Annotated in this window: 12 protein-coding genes; 7 read left to right on the plus strand and 5 right to left on the minus strand. The window is 68.7% G+C overall.

What is annotated here, in order from left to right; translation table 11 throughout:
• The first annotated feature begins 288 nt into the window (after nucleotides 1-288).
• Nucleotides 289-1,065, plus strand: a complete 777-nt coding sequence (locus tag HV742_RS26035) for a ferredoxin--NADP reductase (protein WP_026383518.1) — start codon at nucleotides 289-291, stop codon at nucleotides 1,063-1,065.
• Between the two features lie 106 nt (nucleotides 1,066-1,171).
• On the opposite strand, the gene HV742_RS26040 is transcribed toward HV742_RS26035, so the two are convergent.
• The 3 genes from HV742_RS26040 to HV742_RS26050 are packed head-to-tail and all read right to left on the minus strand — an operon-like array spanning nucleotide 1,172 to nucleotide 3,942.
• Nucleotides 1,172-2,149 carry a Bug family tripartite tricarboxylate transporter substrate binding protein gene (locus HV742_RS26040; protein WP_175146726.1) on the minus strand — a complete coding sequence of 326 codons (978 nt, stop codon included), beginning with the start codon at nucleotides 2,147-2,149 and terminating at the stop codon, nucleotides 1,172-1,174.
• Between the two features lie 54 nt (nucleotides 2,150-2,203).
• Nucleotides 2,204-2,587 carry an AtuA-related protein gene (locus HV742_RS26045; protein WP_116791212.1) on the minus strand — a complete coding sequence of 128 codons (384 nt, stop codon included), beginning with the start codon at nucleotides 2,585-2,587 and terminating at the stop codon, nucleotides 2,204-2,206.
• Nucleotides 2,584-3,942 (minus strand): acyclic terpene utilization AtuA family protein, encoded by a 1,359-nt coding sequence (locus tag HV742_RS26050; RefSeq protein WP_175146727.1) that lies wholly within the window; start codon nucleotides 3,940-3,942, stop codon nucleotides 2,584-2,586. The genes HV742_RS26045 and HV742_RS26050 overlap by 4 nt, the downstream gene beginning before the upstream one ends.
• A 91-nt stretch (nucleotides 3,943-4,033) precedes the next feature.
• Between HV742_RS26050 and HV742_RS26055 the strand changes: the two genes are divergently transcribed.
• Complete coding sequence (locus tag HV742_RS26055) at nucleotides 4,034-4,948, plus strand: LysR family transcriptional regulator (RefSeq protein WP_054495535.1); 915 nt, start codon at nucleotides 4,034-4,036, stop codon at nucleotides 4,946-4,948.
• 37 nt (nucleotides 4,949-4,985) lie between these two features.
• Here HV742_RS26055 and HV742_RS26060 read toward each other — a convergent pair whose 3' ends face one another.
• Both HV742_RS26060 and HV742_RS26065 read right to left on the minus strand, forming a co-directional pair.
• Entirely contained in the window at nucleotides 4,986-6,266 is a 1,281-nt protein-coding gene (locus HV742_RS26060) for a hypothetical protein (protein WP_175146728.1), read from the minus strand.
• 17 nt (nucleotides 6,267-6,283) lie between these two features.
• Nucleotides 6,284-6,754 (minus strand): YbjN domain-containing protein, encoded by a 471-nt coding sequence (locus HV742_RS26065; protein WP_175146729.1) that lies wholly within the window; start codon nucleotides 6,752-6,754, stop codon nucleotides 6,284-6,286.
• Between the two features lie 185 nt (nucleotides 6,755-6,939).
• On the opposite strand from HV742_RS26065, the gene HV742_RS26070 reads away from it, so the two are divergent.
• The 5 genes from HV742_RS26070 to HV742_RS26090 all read left to right on the plus strand — a co-directional run.
• Nucleotides 6,940-7,326, plus strand: coding sequence for a Rid family detoxifying hydrolase (locus HV742_RS26070; RefSeq protein WP_049073531.1), 387 nt, complete (start codon nucleotides 6,940-6,942; stop codon nucleotides 7,324-7,326).
• Nucleotides 7,327-7,361: 35 nt separating this feature from the next.
• Nucleotides 7,362-9,452, plus strand: coding sequence for an ATP-dependent DNA helicase RecG (gene recG / locus HV742_RS26075; RefSeq protein WP_175146730.1), 2,091 nt, complete (start codon nucleotides 7,362-7,364; stop codon nucleotides 9,450-9,452).
• Nucleotides 9,453-9,528: 76 nt separating this feature from the next.
• The gene (locus tag HV742_RS26080; RefSeq protein ID WP_006386427.1) at nucleotides 9,529-10,479 is read left to right on the plus strand and encodes a LysR substrate-binding domain-containing protein; all 951 of its coding nucleotides are present in this window, start codon (nucleotides 9,529-9,531) and stop codon (nucleotides 10,477-10,479) included.
• A gap of 117 nt (nucleotides 10,480-10,596) precedes the next feature.
• Nucleotides 10,597-11,097 (plus strand): Dps family protein, encoded by a 501-nt coding sequence (locus HV742_RS26085; RefSeq protein WP_006386428.1) that lies wholly within the window; start codon nucleotides 10,597-10,599, stop codon nucleotides 11,095-11,097.
• Nucleotides 11,098-11,577: 480 nt separating this feature from the next.
• Nucleotides 11,578-16,714, plus strand: a 5,137-nt coding sequence (locus HV742_RS26090; RefSeq protein WP_175146731.1) for an autotransporter-associated beta strand repeat-containing protein, incomplete at its 3' end; no start/stop codon positions are given.

A 16,714-nucleotide genomic window follows, 5' to 3' on the forward strand; every position in this document is an offset into this window, starting at 1 on the left:
CAAAGCGGTCTGCTAACGAAAATGATTATCAAGTCAGAGCGGGACGATAACAGGAAGTTTTATCGTATTCAACTCAATGTAAGACTGCGCATAAGACCCTTGATCCCCATCAATACGGCATAAGGGTATTACGGAATAATGAGAGCAATTATCATCAAGTCCCTGTAGAATAGGGACAACCCTAATGCCGGGCGCGTCCTTTGTGCGCCATGGCGAACCCCTCGCGGAACGAGCCGAGGCCGTCGCGGTTTCCCGTCGACCCCTGGTCCCGCCCTTACTAGATACGACATGGCTGCTTTCAATACCGAGCGCGTGCTGAGCGTGCACCACTGGAACGACACCCTGTTCTCCTTCACCACCACGCGTGACGCGGCCCTGCGGTTCCACAACGGCCACTTCGTCATGATCGGCCTGGAAGTCGAAGGCAAGCCGCTGCTGCGGGCGTACAGCATCGCCAGCGCCAATTACGAAGAGAACCTCGAATTCCTCAGCATCAAGGTGCAGAACGGTCCGCTGACCTCGCGCCTGCAGCACCTGAAGGAAGGCGACACCATCCTGGTCAGCCGCAAGCCGGTCGGCACGCTGGTGGTCGACGACCTCAAGCCGGGCAAGCACCTGTTCCTGTTCGGCACCGGCACGGGCCTGGCGCCCTTCATGAGCATCATCAAGGATCCGGACGTCTACGAACGCTTCGACAAGGTCATCCTGGTGCATGGCGTGCGCTGGGTCAGCGAGCTGGCCTACGCCGACTTCATCGAGAACGAACTGCCCAACAACGAATTCTTCGGCGACGTGGTGCGCGAAAAGCTGGTCTATTACCCGACCGTCACGCGCGAGCCGTTCCGCAACCAGGGCCGCATCACCGAACTGATGGAAAGCGGCAAGCTGTGCGAAGACATCGGCATCCCCCAGATCAACCCCGAAACCGATCGCGCCATGATCTGCGGCAGCCCGCATATGCTGGCCGACATCAGCGCCATGCTGGACAAGCGTGGTTTCGTGGTGTCGCCGGGCGTGGGCCAGCCGGGCGACTACGTGGTCGAGCGCGCCTTCGTCGACAAATAAGTCGCGCTTCATCCGCTCCAGCAAAAAGCCCCGTCGCCTCTGCGACGGGGCTTTTTGTTTCTGCGGGAAAGGCGCCAGCAGGGCGGCGCGCAGCCGCCCGGGACGGTCATTCCGGCTGGATGCCGGCCTTCTTGATGATGTCGCCCCACTTCTTCGACTCGGCCTGCTGGAACTGCGCCAGCTCGTCCGGCGTGGAGCTGGCCGGGTCGGTGCCTGTCTGCGCATAGAACTGCTTGGCCGGGGCGCTCTGCGTGGCCTTGACCAGCAGTTCGTTCAGGCGCTTGACCACGTCGGGCGGGGTGCCGGCCGGCGCGTAGGCCGCGAACCAGTAGCCCATCTCGTAGCCCGGCACGCCGGATTCGGCGATGGTGGGCACGTCCGGCGCCAGCGGCGAGCGTGCCTGGCCGGTCACGCCCAGGGCCCGCAGCTTGCCCGACTTGACCTGGGGGAGCCCGGTGGCGGTGTCGGTGATCATCATGTCGATCTGGCCGCCGAGCAGGTCGGTGACGGCCAGCGGGTTGCTCTTGTAGGGCACGTGCAGCAACTGTACGCCGGCCATCTGCTGCAGCAGTTCCCCGGCGATGCGGCTGCTGGAGCTGCCGCTGCCGAAGCTCAGCTTGCCGGGCGACTGGCGCGCCTGCGCCAGGAAGTCGCCGACCGACTTGGCGGTCGAGTTGGGGTTGACCACCATGATCTGGCCGCCCTTGCCGAGCAGCGAGATCGGCGCGTAGTCCTTGACCGGCTGGTAGGTCAGCGTCTTGTACAGGTGCTCGTTGGCGGCGTGGGTGGTGTTGGTGGTAATGAGCACGGTGTAGCCGTCGGGCGCCGCGCGGGCCGCGGTGGCGGCGCCGATCATGGCGCTGGCGCCGGGCTTGTTCTCGATCACCACGGCCTGGCCGGTCTGTTCGGTGACGCCCTGGCCGATGGCGCGGCCGATCTGGTCGGTGGCGCTGCCGGCGGCGAACGGCACGATGAAGGTGATGGGCTTGGTCGGAAAGCCGTTGGCGGCGGCGCCCTGGGCCAGGGCGGCCAGCGGCATGGCGGCCAGCAGCAGGGCCAGCCGGCCCTTGAGGGTAAAGCGCATGATGTGTCTCCTGTCGTGTGTTGTGTGTGTTGTTGTCGTGGTGGTGCTGCGGGGTCAGGCGGGGGCGGGACGGTCCTGCGGAATGTCGGGCAGGCGGGCGGCCAGCGCGGCGCTGACCGGCACCGTCATGTCCAGCAGGCGGAAAGACAGGCTCTTGCCGTGCGCGTCCAGGTTGAGCGCGTCGTTGACGCCGCCGTCCAGCACGCCTTCGAGCACGAAGTTCATGGCGTGCAGGGTCGGCAGCAGGTAGCGGGTGACGCGGGCCGGCTGGCGATAGGCGAACCAGGCGGCCACGCGCGCCTCGGTGACCTGCGCGGCCAGCACTTCATAGCATTCGGGGTCCCAGGCGATCAGGCTGAGGTTGGAGGTGTCGCCTTTGTCGCCGGAGCGGCTGTGCGCCAGGCGGTACAGGGGCACGGTCATCGACGGGGTGTTCATTGCGGGATCTCGTCCAGGAAGCGCCAGCCGCTGGGCACGGCATCGCGGGGGATGGTGCAGGACACCATGTTCAGGCGCGGGCGCAGCGCCGTGCGCACCCCGCCGCCGCCGGCAGGGCCGCAGGTATAGAGCGCAGTGACTTCGCGCAGCACGCGTTCGGCGATGGCGCGATCGGTGTGCTCGCCGGCGATCCGCAGGCGCACATCGCGGGCGTGTCCGGCCGCCTGGCCCTGCCGCAAGGCGCCGGCGTCGTTGTCCAGAATGCTGATGGCGCCAATGAGGTCGGCGCGCAGGCGCAGCGCCGGGCCGATGCGCTGGCGCACGATGTCGGCGGCCAGCCGGGCGCGCGCCTCGGCCTGCACGCCGGCGTAGGAAATTTCGGCCTCGGCCAGCCAGCCGCCGTGGTGGCAGACGTTGACCTTCAGTTCCGCGGGGCGCGCGTGGCCGGTGATGCCACGCACGGCGACGAGGTCGGGACCCCGTTCCTCGACGCGCGCCTGGCTCAGGTCGGCCACCACGTCGGGGGTGAGGTAGCGGGCGGGGTCGTGCACCTCGTACAACAGCTGTTCCTTGACCGTGCGGGCGTTCACCGCGCCGCCGGTGTCGGCGGCCTTGCCGATGACGAACTCGCCGTCGGCGTCGATCTCGGCGATGGGGAAGCCGGCGGCATGCACGTCCGGCACTTCCTTCAGGCCGGGCACGCAGAAATAGCCGCCGGTGACCTGCAGGCCGCATTCGAGCATGTGGCCGGCCATGGTGGCGCGACCCAGGCGCGGCCAGTCTTGCGCGTCCCAGCCGAAATGGGCCAGCGCCGGGCCCAGCGTCAGCGACGGATCGGCGACGCGGCCGGCGACCACGATCTGCGCGCCGGCGGCCAGCGCCTGCGCGATCTCGCTGGCGCCCAGGTACGCGGTGGCGCTGACCACCTCGACCCCGTCCAGCGCCGCGCCCAGGCGTTGCCGCAGCAGGTCGCGCTGTGCCGGTGTGTCCAGCGCGTCGCCATGGATCACGGCGATGCGCGGCGCCGGCAGGCCCTGCTGCGCCGCCAGTTCGGCAATGCGGCGCGCCGCGCCCACCGGGTTGGCGGCGCCGAAGTTGCTGACGATGGCGATGCCGTGGCGCAGGCAGTCGGCCAGCACCGGCGCCACCAGTTCGTCCAGCAGCGGCTCGTAGCCGCGGCGCGGGTCGGCATTGCGCGCCAGTTGCGCCAGCGCCAGGGTGCGCTCGGCCAGTGTTTCGAAGATCAGCGTGCCGCCGCCCCGGGCAGCCAGCGTACGCACCACGGCGGCGGCGCCGTCGCTGCGATCGCCGGAGAAGCCGGAGGCGCAACCGATGAGCAGGGGAGAGGAAGGCATAAAAGTCGCGTGAGGGAAGCCGGAGCCCACTATAGGCAGCGTCCGATCATCCGTAAAATAGAAATATCGGATCAATTAATCCAAAAAAGCCATGAATCTATCCGCCCGGCAATTGCGCGCTTTCGTGGCCCTGGCCGAAGAAAGGCACTTCACCCGCGCCGCCCAGCGCTGCCACCTGACGCAGCCGGCCTTCAGCGCGTTGATCCGGCAGCTGGAAGACAGCGCCGGCCTGCGACTGTTCGACCGCAACACCCGCAATGTGGAACTGACGGCCGAAGGGCGCGTGCTGGACGCGTCGGCGCGCCGCCTGCTGGCCGATATGGACCTGGTGATGGAAGACCTGCGCGATCACGCCGCCCGCCGTCGCGGCCGGGTGGCGCTGGCCGCGCTGCCGTCGCTGGCGGCGGGCTGGCTGCCGCCGCTGCTGGCGCGGTTCCGCGAGCAGCATCCGGGCATCGCGGTGGACCTGCGCGATGCCTTGCTTGATCCGTGCCTGGACATGGTGCGCGACGGCCAGGTGGACTTCGCGGTGGCTTCGCGACGCCCGGACATGAGCGACCTGGACAGCGAGTTCCTGCACGCCGATCGCTATTTCCTGGTGTGTCGCGCCGATCATCCGCTGGCAACGCAGGCGCGGGTGCGCCTGCGCGACGTGGCGCGTCACGCGGTGATCCAGCTGGCGCGCAACAGCAGCGTGCGCAAGCATCTGGACGCGGCTTTCGGCGCCGACGCGCCGCCGCCGGTGTTCGAGGTCGAGCACCTGGCCACGGTCACCGGGCTGGTGCGCGCCGGCCTGGGCGTGGCGGTGGTGCCGGCGATGACGCTGTTCCACTTCGGCGGCACGGACCTGCGCATCGTGCCGCTGGCGGGCAAGGCGCTGCTGCGGCCGCTGTACCTGGTGTGGCGCCAGGGCCGCAGCCTGCCGCTGGCGGCGCAGGCGCTGTACGACCTGCTGTGGGCCAGCCGGGCGGAGATCGGCGGCCCGCCCCTGGCGGACCGCCGTTGACGCCGGGCGGGCAGGGCGCCAGGCGGGGCGAGCGGCGCTAGGCGGTCAGCTTGCCGCGAGCCAGCGCCAGCAGTTCGTCGGGATGTTCGGCGATGCGCGTGCGGGCGGCGTCGGCGCGTTCGGTGCGCGCCTGGGTCTGGACGGCGGTTTCCAGCGTGCCTTCCTGGAAGGTGAAGTGACGGGCGATGTCGGCCAGCGCATTGGCATGGACCGCCATGTCCGCGTGGGCCGCCACGATCGGCACGCCATTGTGTTCGCCGATCTTGACCAGTACCTGCCCGACCGCCATATGCTCGGCTTCCGCGCGCGCCAGGTCATTGGCGTCCGGGCCATGCGGGTCGACGAAGGCATTGTCGACGGAGACCAGGTACATGGCGGGGGACGCGGCGTCCAGCTTGGTGGTGACCGAGATGACGCCGGCATCGGTGACCGCTTCGCCCGCGTTCAGGCGCCTGAGCAACTCGGCGTTGTGGTCGTTGGTGGCCAGGGTGCGGGCATACACCTTGGGCTCGCCCGACGGCGTGGGGGGCGTCAGCACCCGCAGTTCCAGCCCGGCGATCAGTTTCTCGCGGGATATGTCGCGGGCATCGTGGGTGTCGCGCGGGGGGCGGGATTCTCCCGACCTGAGCGGCGCGTCGCCGCGCAGCGCCTGGTTGAAATCGCGACCGTTGAACGGGGGCGGCACGTGGTTGTCATCCACGCTGCCGCCATCGGTCTGCGCCTGCTGGTACATCCACATCGCCAGATCCGCCTCCGGCGGCATCTGGTCGGCCATGCTCTTGGGCACGCCGAGGCTGGTCGCGGTCTCGCTGGCGCGTTGCTGGTGGAAGCGGACCGCCGCCTGCGCATCGCCCTGGAAGGGTTGCGCCGAGGGGCGTTTGAAGCTGTGGTCGCCCAGATAGGCGTAGACCTCTTTGGCGCGCTCGGGGGCGACGGTCGGCAAGGGCGGCGAGGCCGTGCCGGTCTGCCCGAACAGGGCCGAGACCGCGTTGACGAGGGCGTCGACCGCGATGCTCAGCAGGCCGGGGCCTTGCGAGGATGGCGTGGCGGGACTGGGGTGACCCTGGGTGCCGGCGGTCGAATGGCCGCGCGTGCGTTGAATGCCACTGCCGCCGCCGGTGTCGTCGGGCGGCGTGGACGACGAGCTGTAGTGCCGTATCTGGGTGGTGATGGTGGACGGCTGGTGGCGCATGCTCATGGTGTACTGACGCACGAACGGCAGGGCGACCTGCTTCTGGGTGTGATTGGTGACGACGCGCCTGGCCGTATCGGCGACCTGCGGCGCCTTGGTGGTGAGGACTCGCAATGCGCTCAGCATGATGGATCTCCCCGGGGTCAGGCGCGCAGGGCGCCGGCGGCTTGGCCGAAGGGTTCGGCGCCAGCGGCGGCGGCCACGGGCAAGGCATCGCGATAGGCGTCGAGCGCCTTGCCCGCCAGCACGGCGAAGTTGCCCACGACGTTCTGGAAGCTGGTCTCGTCCATGCCCGGCAGGTCCACGACCCAGCGGTACAGCACGACCTGCTCCTGGGGCTCCAGCGCGAAGGCGCCCGGTAGCAGACCCGGGTCGCAATTGAGTTGCAGCACGTTGCGCAGCAGGGTCGGGTGGACGTCGGCATCCAGAGCGTCGACCTGGACCGCCAGGATGAACACCTCGCTGTTCTCGGGCGGGTGGGCCAGGATGATGGCTTCCGGGAACGGGGATATGCTCAAGACCGTGATGCCGGTCTGTTCGAATTCGTCCGAGTCTTGCGCGCCGGTGGCCTGGCGAATCCAATCCTTGAGGGTGACGCGATAGTCCTGGGCCATGATGTTTTCCTTGGGTGGGAATGCCGGTGGGCGATGCCGGGGCGGTCCACATTGCGTTTTTCCGTCCCGAAGTGTGGGTAACATGGACGGTTCGGGGGTTCCCTTGCCATCGAGCCTTTCGCAAAACCCTATTGCCGATTAAAATCCGATAGTTGTAGCTATCCGTCACCAGAAGGATTCCGCCCATGAGCAAGCAAATCATCCATACCGACGCCGCGCCCGCCGCCGTCGGCCCTTACTCGCAAGCGGTTGCCGTCACTGGCACCAAGACCGTCTACCTCTCGGGCCAGATCGGCCTCGAGCCCGGCACCGGCGACCTGGTCTCCGAGAACTTCGATGCCCAGGTGCGCCAGGCATTCGCCAACATGACGGCCGTGGTCGAGGCCGCCGGCGGCACGCTGGACCAGGTGGTCAAGCTGACGCTGTTCCTGACCGACCTGGGCAAGTTCACCGCCGCCAACGCCATCATGGCCGAACTCATCCCGCAGCCGTTCCCGGCCCGTTCGACGGTCGGCGTGGCCAGCCTGCCCAAGGGCGCGCAGTTCGAGGTCGAGGCGATCCTGGTCCTGTAACGCCTCCACGCGTTTTTCCCAGGGTTTCATCCCATATGCCGGCCGCGGCAGTGGCTACCAAGCGATCCGGCGCCGATTCCAAAGGCGCCGGCAAAGCCATGACGGATACGGAGCGCAAGCTGCGTAACCTGGGTCTGGTGCTGCCCGAGGACTTCGTGCTGCACCTGCCGCTGCGCTACGAGGACGAAACCCGCGTCATCCCGATCAGCCAGTTGCGGCCGGGCTTTGCCGGCCAGGTCGAAGGCGAGATCACCAAATCCGAAGTGCTGTACCGGCCACGCCGGCAACTCACCGCCACGCTGGCGGATGAGAGCGGCGAGCTGCAATTGCGCTGGCTGAATTTCTATCCCAGCCAGCAGAAACAGGTCACCGTCGGCAGGCGCCTGCGGGCGCGCGGCGAAGTGCGCGGCGGCCTGTTCGGGCGCGAGATGGTGCATCCGCGCCTGACCAATGCCGACGCGCCGCTGCCCACCGCCCTGACGCCGGTCTATCCCAGCACCGAGGGCCTGCCGCAATTGACGCTGCGACGCGCCATCGCCCAGGCGCTCGACCGCGCCGACCTGTCCGACACCTTGCCGCCGCAGGCGTTGGCGCGTTACGACCTGCCGCCGTTCGCGCCGGCGATCCGCGCGCTGCACACGCCCGCGCAGGGCGAATCGGAAGCGGCGCTGCTGGACCGGGTGCATCCGGCCTGGCGTCGCATCAAGTTCGATGAACTGCTGGCCCAGCAACTGTCGCTGGCCGCGGCGCGCGCCGCGCGCCGCGCCAAGGAAGCCGAGGCGCTGCCGGTGCGCGACGAGCCGGGCGGCCTGGTGGACCGGCTGTACCAGGCGCTGCCGTTCAAGCTGACCGGCGCGCAGCAGCGGGTGGTGGCCGAAATCTCGGCGGACCTGGCGCGGCCGTATCCGATGCATCGTCTGCTGCAGGGCGATGTCGGCAGCGGCAAGACCGTGGTCGCCGCGATCGCCGCGGCCCAGGCCATTGCCGGCGGCGCGCAGGTGGCGTTGATGGCGCCCACCGAAATCCTGGCCGAACAGCATTTCCGCAAGCTGGTGTCGTGGCTGCAGCCGCTGGGCGTCAACGTCGCCTGGCTCAGCGGCAGCCTGACGGCCAAGGCGCGCCGAGAAGCCGCCGCCGCCGCGGCCGACGGCAGCGTGCAACTGGTGGTGGGCACCCAGGCCCTGATCCAGGACCACGTCGAATTCCATCGTCTGGGGCTGTCGATCGTCGACGAGCAGCATCGCTTCGGCGTCGGCCAGCGCCTGGCGCTGACGCGCAAGGGCGAGACCGTGCGCGGCCGCATCGTGCCGCACCAGCTCAACATGAGCGCCACGCCGATCCCGCGCACGCTGGCCATGACCTTCTTCGCCGACCTGGACGTGTCGGTGATCGATGAACTGCCCCCGGGGCGCACGCCGGTGCTGACCAAGCTGGTGTCGGACGCGCGGCGCGAGGAAGTCATCGCCCACATCGCGCAGGCCGCGCGGGGTGGCCAGCAGGCCTACTGGGTCTGTCCGCTGGTCGAGGAAAGCGAGGCCCTGGAACTGCAGACCGCGGTCGATACCTATGAGGGCATGCGCGTCGATCTGCCGGACCTGCGCATCGGCCTGGTGCATGGCCGCCTGCCGCAGGCCGAGAAGGCCGCCGTGATGCAGGCCTTCCGCGAGGGCGAGGTCGACCTGCTGGTGGCCACTACCGTGATCGAGGTCGGGGTGGACGTGCCCAATGCCTCGCTGATGGTCATCGAACACGCCGAGCGCTTCGGCCTGGCGCAACTGCACCAGTTGCGCGGCCGGGTAGGGCGCGGCACCGCCGAATCCGTCTGCGTGCTGCTCTACCAGACGCCGCTGTCGCAGGTGGCGCGCGAGCGCCTGCGCGCCATGTTCGAGACCTCGGATGGTTTCGAGATCGCGCGCCGCGACCTGGAACAACGCGGCCCCGGTGAATTCCTGGGCACGCGCCAGTCGGGCATGGCGCTGCTGCGCTTTGCCGACCTGGAAACCGACGCCGAGATCGCCGAGCAGGCGCGCGACGCCGCGGTCTGGCTGCGCGCCGAACATCCCGCCGCCGTCGAGGCGCACCTGGCCCGCTGGATGCGGGGCAGGGAAGACTTCCTGCGCACCTGACGGATGGGTTTGCGATGACCTTTTCATTTTCCAGCGCCGCCCATCGGGCCGGCGCCCAACCCCCGGGGCCTAGTCCATGACTCTGACCGAACTCAAATACATCGTGGCCGTGGCCCGTGAGCGCCATTTCGGCCGGGCGGCCGAGGCCTGTTTCGTCAGCCAGCCCACGCTGTCGGTGGCGATCCGCAAGCTCGAGGACGAGCTGGGCGTGACGCTGTTCGAGCGGGGCGGGGCCGAAGTGGGCGTGACGCCCATCGGGCAGCGCATCGTCGCCCAGGCCCAGAAGGTGCTGGAGGAAAGCGCCAGCATCAAGGAGATCGCGCGCCAGGGGCATGACCCGCTGGCCGGTCCGTTGCGGGTCGGCGTGATCCACACCATCGGCCCGTACCTGCTGCCGCGCCTGGTGCCGGTGCAGATCGGCCGCACCCCGCAGATGCCGCTGCTGCTGCAGGAGAACTTCACGGTGCGGCTGGTGGAGCTGCTGCGCCAGGGCGAGATCGATTGCGCCATCATGGCGTTGCCGCTGCCGGAAGCGGGGTTGGTGATGCAGCCGCTGTACGACGAGCCATTCGTGGTGGCGGTGCCGCAAGACCACGAGCTGGCGCAGCGCGAATCGATCGACGCGCAGGACCTGAAGCAGCAGACCATGCTGCTGCTGGGCAGCGGCCACTGTTTCCGCGACCAGGTGCTGGAGGTGTGTCCGGAGCTGTCGCGCTTCTCGGCGGCCAGCGACGGCATCCAGCGCACCTTCGAAGGATCGTCGCTGGAGACCATCCGCCACATGGTGGCGGCCGGCATCGGCGTGACGGTGCTGCCGGTGACGGCGGTGCCGGAGCAGCCGCCGTCCAACAGCCTGCTGCGCTACCTGCCGTTCGAGGGCCACGTGCCCGAGCGCCGCGTGGTGCTGGCCTGGCGCCGCAGCTTTCCGCGATTGGCGGCGATCGAGGCGCTGGCCCAGGCGGTGTACGAATGCGAACTGCCCGGCGTGCGGATGCTGTCGGACGAAGCCGCGGCCGTGCAGGATTGAAATTGCGAGCGCATTTGCGCTCGATCAAGCCGCCTTGCGCCGGCCGGCCTTTGGGCCGGATTGTCGCAATCGCGGTGTTATCCTCGTTTTGTCTACCAACCCCACAGGGAGCTAGCAATGGCAAAGTCCTCCAAGAAGACCCCCAGCGTTCCGCGCATCAACATCGGCATTTCGGACAAGGACCGCGCCGCCGTCGCCGGTGAACTGTCCAAGCTGCTGGCCGACTCGTACACCTTGTACCTGATGACGCACAACTTCCACTGGAACGTCACGGGGCCCATGTTCAACACCCTGCACCTGATGTTCATGACCCAGTACACCGAGTCGTGGAACGCGCTGGACAGCATCGCCGAACGCATCCGCGCCCTCGGCCACTACGCGCCGGGCACGTATCGCGAGTACGCCAAGCTGTCGTCCATCGCCGAGCCGGAATCCGTGCCGGAAGCGCTGGAAATGGTGCGCCTGCTGGTCAACGCCAATGAGTCGGTCGCCAAGACCGCCCGCGCCGCCTTCGAGAAGGCCGACGCCGCCAACGACCAGCCGACCGCCGACCTGCTGACCCAGCGCCTGGACGTGCACGAAAAGAACGCCTGGATGCTGCGCAGCCTGTTGCAGTAAGCGCCGCCGACGCTGCGCCGGCAATCGGCGCAGTTCGGCGGGCGCGCGCCCGCGGCCGACCCGCCACGCGGTCGGCGCGCCGCTTGACGGCGCCTTGCCGTCCTGGTGTATCTTTTCTCTGTCGTATCCGCCGCTGAATTGATGCACGAATACGTCCGCGGAGCACCGCGGACGTATAGTTCAGCACTGCCCGTTTCCGTTTTTCCCCCATCCCCCTGCCTAGAATTTCTGATGCGTTTGCCTCTGGCCATCGCATCATTTTTCTCATTCCCGGACGAACTCGTCGGCCGTCGTGGATTGCGGCGGCTGGCGCACGTATAGGCAGTCATGACCTTACTCCACCAGCGGCCCTTGCCTCATAGCGTTTCGAACAAAAAGAAAACGAACGAAAAGACAACATCCGCCATCGTGGCGCCCGGCAAGGCAAGGGATCGGGCCGCGCCGCCGGCACGCCCGACGGCCCCGCAGGGCCCGTTCCGCTTGAACGACACGGCCGCCGCGCTGTGCGCCGTCCTGGCGCTTTCGGCGCCGGTCGCCGGCGCATGGGCCGCCACCGGTCCGCAGCACGTCGAGCTGCCCGCGCAGCAGAATCCTTATCCGGTGGAAGCGGTCGGGGGCCTGGGGGAAACAGGAGACCCCGCGTATGTGTTCAGCACGCGCGCGGATGTGGACCCCGAGGAAAACCAGGTGCTTGTCGACGGCCGCACGATCATCTCGGGCGGCGGCGGGCAGGCGACCGGCGGCGATGGGATCCAGGGCTCCGGTCTGAGCCTGACGAACGATGGCATCGTTCGCGGAGGGGGCGTCCTTGGTCCCACGGGTGTTGCCGTCGCGGGCGGAGCCGGGGTTTCCGGGGCGCGCCTCATCCTGACGAACAATGAAATCCTGCAGGGCGGCGCGGGCAGCGCAGGCAACGCGGGCAGCGCGGGCAGGGTGGGCAGACCTCTGGCGGATGACAACCGTGTCTACGACTCTTTTTATAACGCTGTCCACGGCGGCTCCGGTTACGCCGGGGGCGACGGCGGAACGGCGATCCGGGGTAGCGGCTTGCGCATCCTGAACGCCAGCGACGCCACGATAGAGGGCGGCGGGGGCGGCAAGGGCGGGGCCGGCGGCGCCGGCCCGGCGGTGGTGATCAACTATTGGTCCGGCGTCATGCGTTACACGAAGGGCGGCGCCGGCGGGGACGGCGGGATGGGGGGCGATGCCATATCCGGCGCGGATTTGATCATTACCAACGGCGGCGACATCGTCAAGGGAACGGGAGGGGCTGGCGGATCCGGCGGACTGGGAGGCTCGGGGGAGCATGAGATGCAGTGGGAAAGCATTCCCACCGTACTCGCCGCGGACGGCGCCGCGGGCGCCGACGGCGCCGCCATCCGCCTGACCGGCGGCGTGAACTTCCTCACGCTCGAAGCCGGGTCGAGCATCGATGGCGATATTGTGCTGTCGCATGACGACAAGGCGTTCGGCGCGCCGCAACTGTCCGTCCTCAACCGGGGCGGCGCCTCGGCCCGGGTGACGGGCGACGTGATCGTCGGCGCCGGCGCGGACGCGGGGTTCGCGGGCAGCCCGCTCACCCTGCGCGGCGATCTGACGCTGCAGGACGGTTCGACGCTGTCGGTCGCGGCCGCCGCCGCCGCGCGGGCGGGTGAACCTTCGGAGACCGTGCGGGCCAGGGGCGTGACCATCGGCGCCAACGCCACCTTCAATCTGTCTGGTATTTCGGCCGCCAGCGCCACGGATGTGGCGCTGTTCAGCGTCACGGAGGGCAAGATCGCCGGCGATTTCGCCGACATCGCCATCGGCGGCAAGATCGCGGACCGCGATGCCGCGGACGCGGATCTGCGCAGCGCAAACTACCTGTCGCTGCTGCGCACCCGCAAGTCCGACGACGGCACCGGGTACCTGGCCACTTACCAACTCGGCTGGTTCGACACGCAGCCCAAGGCGCATGGCGGGTTCCTGCTGGGCGAGGGCGAGACATTCACTGTCGGCACGGCCTTGACGCCAGTGAGCACCAGCGGCGGCTGGGACGGCAACAGCCTGACCAAGCAAGGCGCCGGTACGCTGATCCTGACCGGCGACAACACCTACTCCGGGCTGACCACCGTCGAGGCCGGCACGCTGCGCGTGGGGCACAACGGCGACACCGGCTCGGTGGCTGGCGACATCGTCAACCAGGGTCACGTGATTTTCGACCGCAGCAACGCGCTGACCTACGCGGGGGTGATCTCGGGCGGCGGCAGGCTCACGCTGGCCGGCTCCGGCGCGCTGACCCTGACCGGCGCGAACACCTACACCGGCATCACCACCCTCGAAGCCGGCACGCTGATCACCGGCGCGGACGACGCGCTGGCGCACAGCGCCGGCCTGACGCTGGCGCGGGGCGCCGTGCTGGATCTGGCCGGGCATGCGCAAACCCTGGCCGATGGCGCCACGCTCAAGAGCCGCGGCGTCATCCGGACGGGCGGGGCGGACCTGCGCGGCAGCGACCTGGCGATCACCGCCAGCGGCCGCATCGAGGCGGGCGATGGCGCGTTGGCCTTTACCGGCGGCGCGAACAGCCTGACGCTCGAGCGCGACGCGGCAATGAGCGGCGGCGTGACGTTGTCCGCCGGGGCGGATGCAGAGCATCCCGTCAGCCTGCGCATCCTCAGCCACGTCGCGACGACGGTGGCCGGCGCGCTGACGGCGGGCGCGCACACCGGGCTTACGCTGGATGGCGCGCCGCTCACGTTCACGGGCGCGGCCGCATTCGGTGAGGATCACGCCCTGGCCTTCGCCCCAGGCCTGAGCCTGACCGCCAAGAGCGTGTCTTTTGGCGCAGGCAGCACGGTGTCCGCGCGCATCAAAGACTGGGACCAGCGGCCAGTGCGGCTGATCACCACGACCGACGCGGCGGGCCTGACCGGCCCGTGGCGGTCCGGCCAGGTGCTGCTGGAGGGCGCACCCACGCCGCCGCACGCCTACCTCAGCGCCGACGGCCGCAACCTGCAGTATTCGCTGCGCTGGGATGGGCTGGACGACGCGGCCAGCGGCACGTTTCGCGTGGCCGGCGGCCAGGAGCTGGAGGTGGCCGTGGCGCTGGCCGATAATACAGCGCAGACCAATTCCGCCTGGGACGGCAAGCGCCTGACCAAGCAGGGCGGCGGCACCCTGATCCTGAGCGCCGACAACGTCTACAGCGGCGGTACGCGCATCGAAGACGGCACGCTGCAACTGGGCAAGGGCGGCGCGTCGGGGTCTGTGACGGGCGACATCGTCAACGACGCCGCGCTCGTGTTCGACCACACGGGGCCGGTGGTCTACGGCGGCGCGATCTCCGGGTCGGGTTCGGTCACCAAGAAGGGCGCCGACGCCTTGACGCTGACCGGCGCGAATACGTATACCGGCAAGACCTTCATCGAAGCCGGCACGCTGCGCATCGGCGACGGCGGCACGGCGGGGGCCATGGCGGGAAGCATCGTCAACCAGGGCGCGCTGATCTTCGACCGCCGCGATAGCCTGACGTACGCGGGCAAGATCTCCGGCGCGGGCGACGTGACCCAGGCGGGAAGCGGCGCCACATTCCTGACCGGCACCAACACCTACGGCGGCGCCACCGCGATCCAGGCCGGGACCTTGCAGTTCGGCGCCCAGGACGCCAAGCCTTCCCTGAATGCGCTGACCGGGTCGGTCTCGGTGGCGAAAGATGCCACGCTGGCCGTCCATCCATCGTCCCTGCTGCGCGTGGGCGGCGAGATTACGTTGTCGGACGGCTCGACGCTGCTGCTGCGCCACGATACGCTGTCGGGCGATGCCGCCACTACCGGCCTGACGGCGGGCAAAGTGACCATCGGCCGGGATGTCACCTTGCGCCTGCCCAACCTGGCCGATACTTCCCCCGGCAGTAAAGTGGTCTTCAGCACGACCGACGGCATCGTGGGCGACTTCGCCGGCATTGTCATGGACGCGCCCCACACGGCGGATTACCGCGATTACCGGATGCTGGAAGTCCGGAAATCGGCGGACAACAAAAGCTACCTGACAAACTACGGCTTGAGCTGGTATGCCAGCGCCGCGTTGGCGCACGGCACGTTCACGCTCGACGCGGGGCAGGATGACACCATCAGCCAGGCGTTGACGCAGCAGCGCTGGGCGGGCACCGCCCTGACCAAGAAGGGGGCGGGCGTGCTGACGCTGACCGGCGCCAACACCTACACCGGCCAGACCTCGGTCGAGGGCGGCACGCTGCGGCTGGGCGACGGCGGCGTCACCGGCTCCGTGGCCGGGCCGGTCTCGCTGGCCGAAAACGCCGCGCTGGTTTTCGACCGCAGCGATGCGGTGGCCTACGCGGGCGTGATTTCCGGCGCCGGCACGGTCACTAAGAAGGGAACCAACACCCTGACCTTGCTGGGCAATAGCACGGCGTACCGCGGCGTCACCACCATCGAAGGCGGCCAGTTGGTGGTGGGAGGAGGCTACGACGGCATGTTGACGGGTGATATCGTCAATGAAGGGTCGCTGGCCTTTCGGCACCAGTTTCAGTGGGTTGGAACGTACGGCGATGCGATTTCCGGCTCGGGCTCGCTGCATCATGAGGGCGGCAGGCTGGTTCTGACTGGCGACAACACTTACACCGGCGGCACCAGCATCGCCAACGCCAACTACAACGTGCTTCAGATCGGCGACAACGGCACGACCGGCTCCGTGCTGGGGGATATCGACATTTCTTCCTTGGGCAGCGTGTCGTTCATGCGTAACGATGACGTCACCTATGCCGGCAGGATTTCCGGAGCCGGATCGATGACCAAGGGGGAGGGCTCGAAAGGCACAGGCATGTTGACGCTGACCGGGGATCATACCTACACCGGCGGCACGACCATCGGCGCCGGCACGCTGCGGCTGGGCGACGGCGGTGTCTCTGGCTCCGTGGCCGGGCCCATATTCAACAATGCCGCGCTGGTCTTCGATCGCAGCGATGACCTGACGTTCCCTGGCTTGATTTCCGGCACCGGCGCGGTCACCAAGCAGGGGGCCAATACGCTGACCCTGACCGCCAACAATTACCACACCGGCGGCACCACCATCGCCGCCGGCACGCTGCGGCTGGGCGACGGCGGGGCCACCGGCTCGGTGACGGGCGCTATCGTCAACAACGCCGCGCTGGTCTTCGACCGCAGTGATGCGGCGACGTATGGCGGCGAGATTTCCGGCACAGGCTCGGTGACCAAGAACGGCGCCGGCGTGCTGACGCTGAGCGGCGCCAACACCTACGGCGGCGACACCACGGTCGCCGCCGGAACCTTGAAATTCGGCAATGGCACGGCAGCCGCCAACACGTTGGGCGGCGGGTTGACGGTGGCGGGGGGGACGACGCTGGATATCCATGCGCCGGCCAGCGTCAGCCTGACCGGGGCGGCGCTGTTGCAGGACGGGGCGGCGGTGAGGCTGCGGGAGGCGCTGCGAGGCAACGCCACGTCCATACCCGCAGCCGCCAGCTTGGCGGCGGGCAAAGTGACCATTGGCAAGGACGTGGCGCTCACGCTGTCCGGCATTGCCCACCAGGTCCAGCACGATGTGCCGCTGTTCAGCGCGGATGGCGGCATCGAGGGCGAGTTTGCCCGCCTGGTCT

It is taken from the genome of Achromobacter ruhlandii, from assembly GCF_902859695.1.
Classification (GTDB): Bacteria; Pseudomonadota; Gammaproteobacteria; order Burkholderiales; family Burkholderiaceae_B; genus Achromobacter; species Achromobacter ruhlandii.

Bases quoted from the DNA above. Each gene is read 5' to 3' on its own strand.
- HV742_RS26040 (WP_175146726.1), bottom strand. From the start codon at position 2,149: ATGCGCTTTACCCTCAAGGGCCGGCTGGCCCTGCTGCTGGCCGCCATG.
- HV742_RS26070 (WP_049073531.1), top strand. From the start codon at position 6,940: ATGAGCAAGCAAATCATCCATACCGACGCCGCGCCCGCCGCCGTCGGC.
- HV742_RS26035 (WP_026383518.1), top strand. From the start codon at position 289: ATGGCTGCTTTCAATACCGAGCGCGTGCTGAGCGTGCACCACTGGAAC.
- HV742_RS26045 (WP_116791212.1), bottom strand. From the start codon at position 2,587: ATGAACACCCCGTCGATGACCGTGCCCCTGTACCGCCTGGCGCACAGC.
- HV742_RS26050 (WP_175146727.1), bottom strand. From the start codon at position 3,942: ATGCCTTCCTCTCCCCTGCTCATCGGTTGCGCCTCCGGCTTCTCCGGC.
- HV742_RS26060 (WP_175146728.1), bottom strand. From the start codon at position 6,266: ATGCTGAGCGCATTGCGAGTCCTCACCACCAAGGCGCCGCAGGTCGCC.
- HV742_RS26080 (WP_006386427.1), top strand. From the start codon at position 9,529: ATGACTCTGACCGAACTCAAATACATCGTGGCCGTGGCCCGTGAGCGC.
- HV742_RS26065 (WP_175146729.1), bottom strand. From the start codon at position 6,754: ATGGCCCAGGACTATCGCGTCACCCTCAAGGATTGGATTCGCCAGGCC.
- HV742_RS26085 (WP_006386428.1), top strand. From the start codon at position 10,597: ATGGCAAAGTCCTCCAAGAAGACCCCCAGCGTTCCGCGCATCAACATC.
- recG (WP_175146730.1), top strand. From the start codon at position 7,362: ATGCCGGCCGCGGCAGTGGCTACCAAGCGATCCGGCGCCGATTCCAAA.
- HV742_RS26055 (WP_054495535.1), top strand. From the start codon at position 4,034: ATGAATCTATCCGCCCGGCAATTGCGCGCTTTCGTGGCCCTGGCCGAA.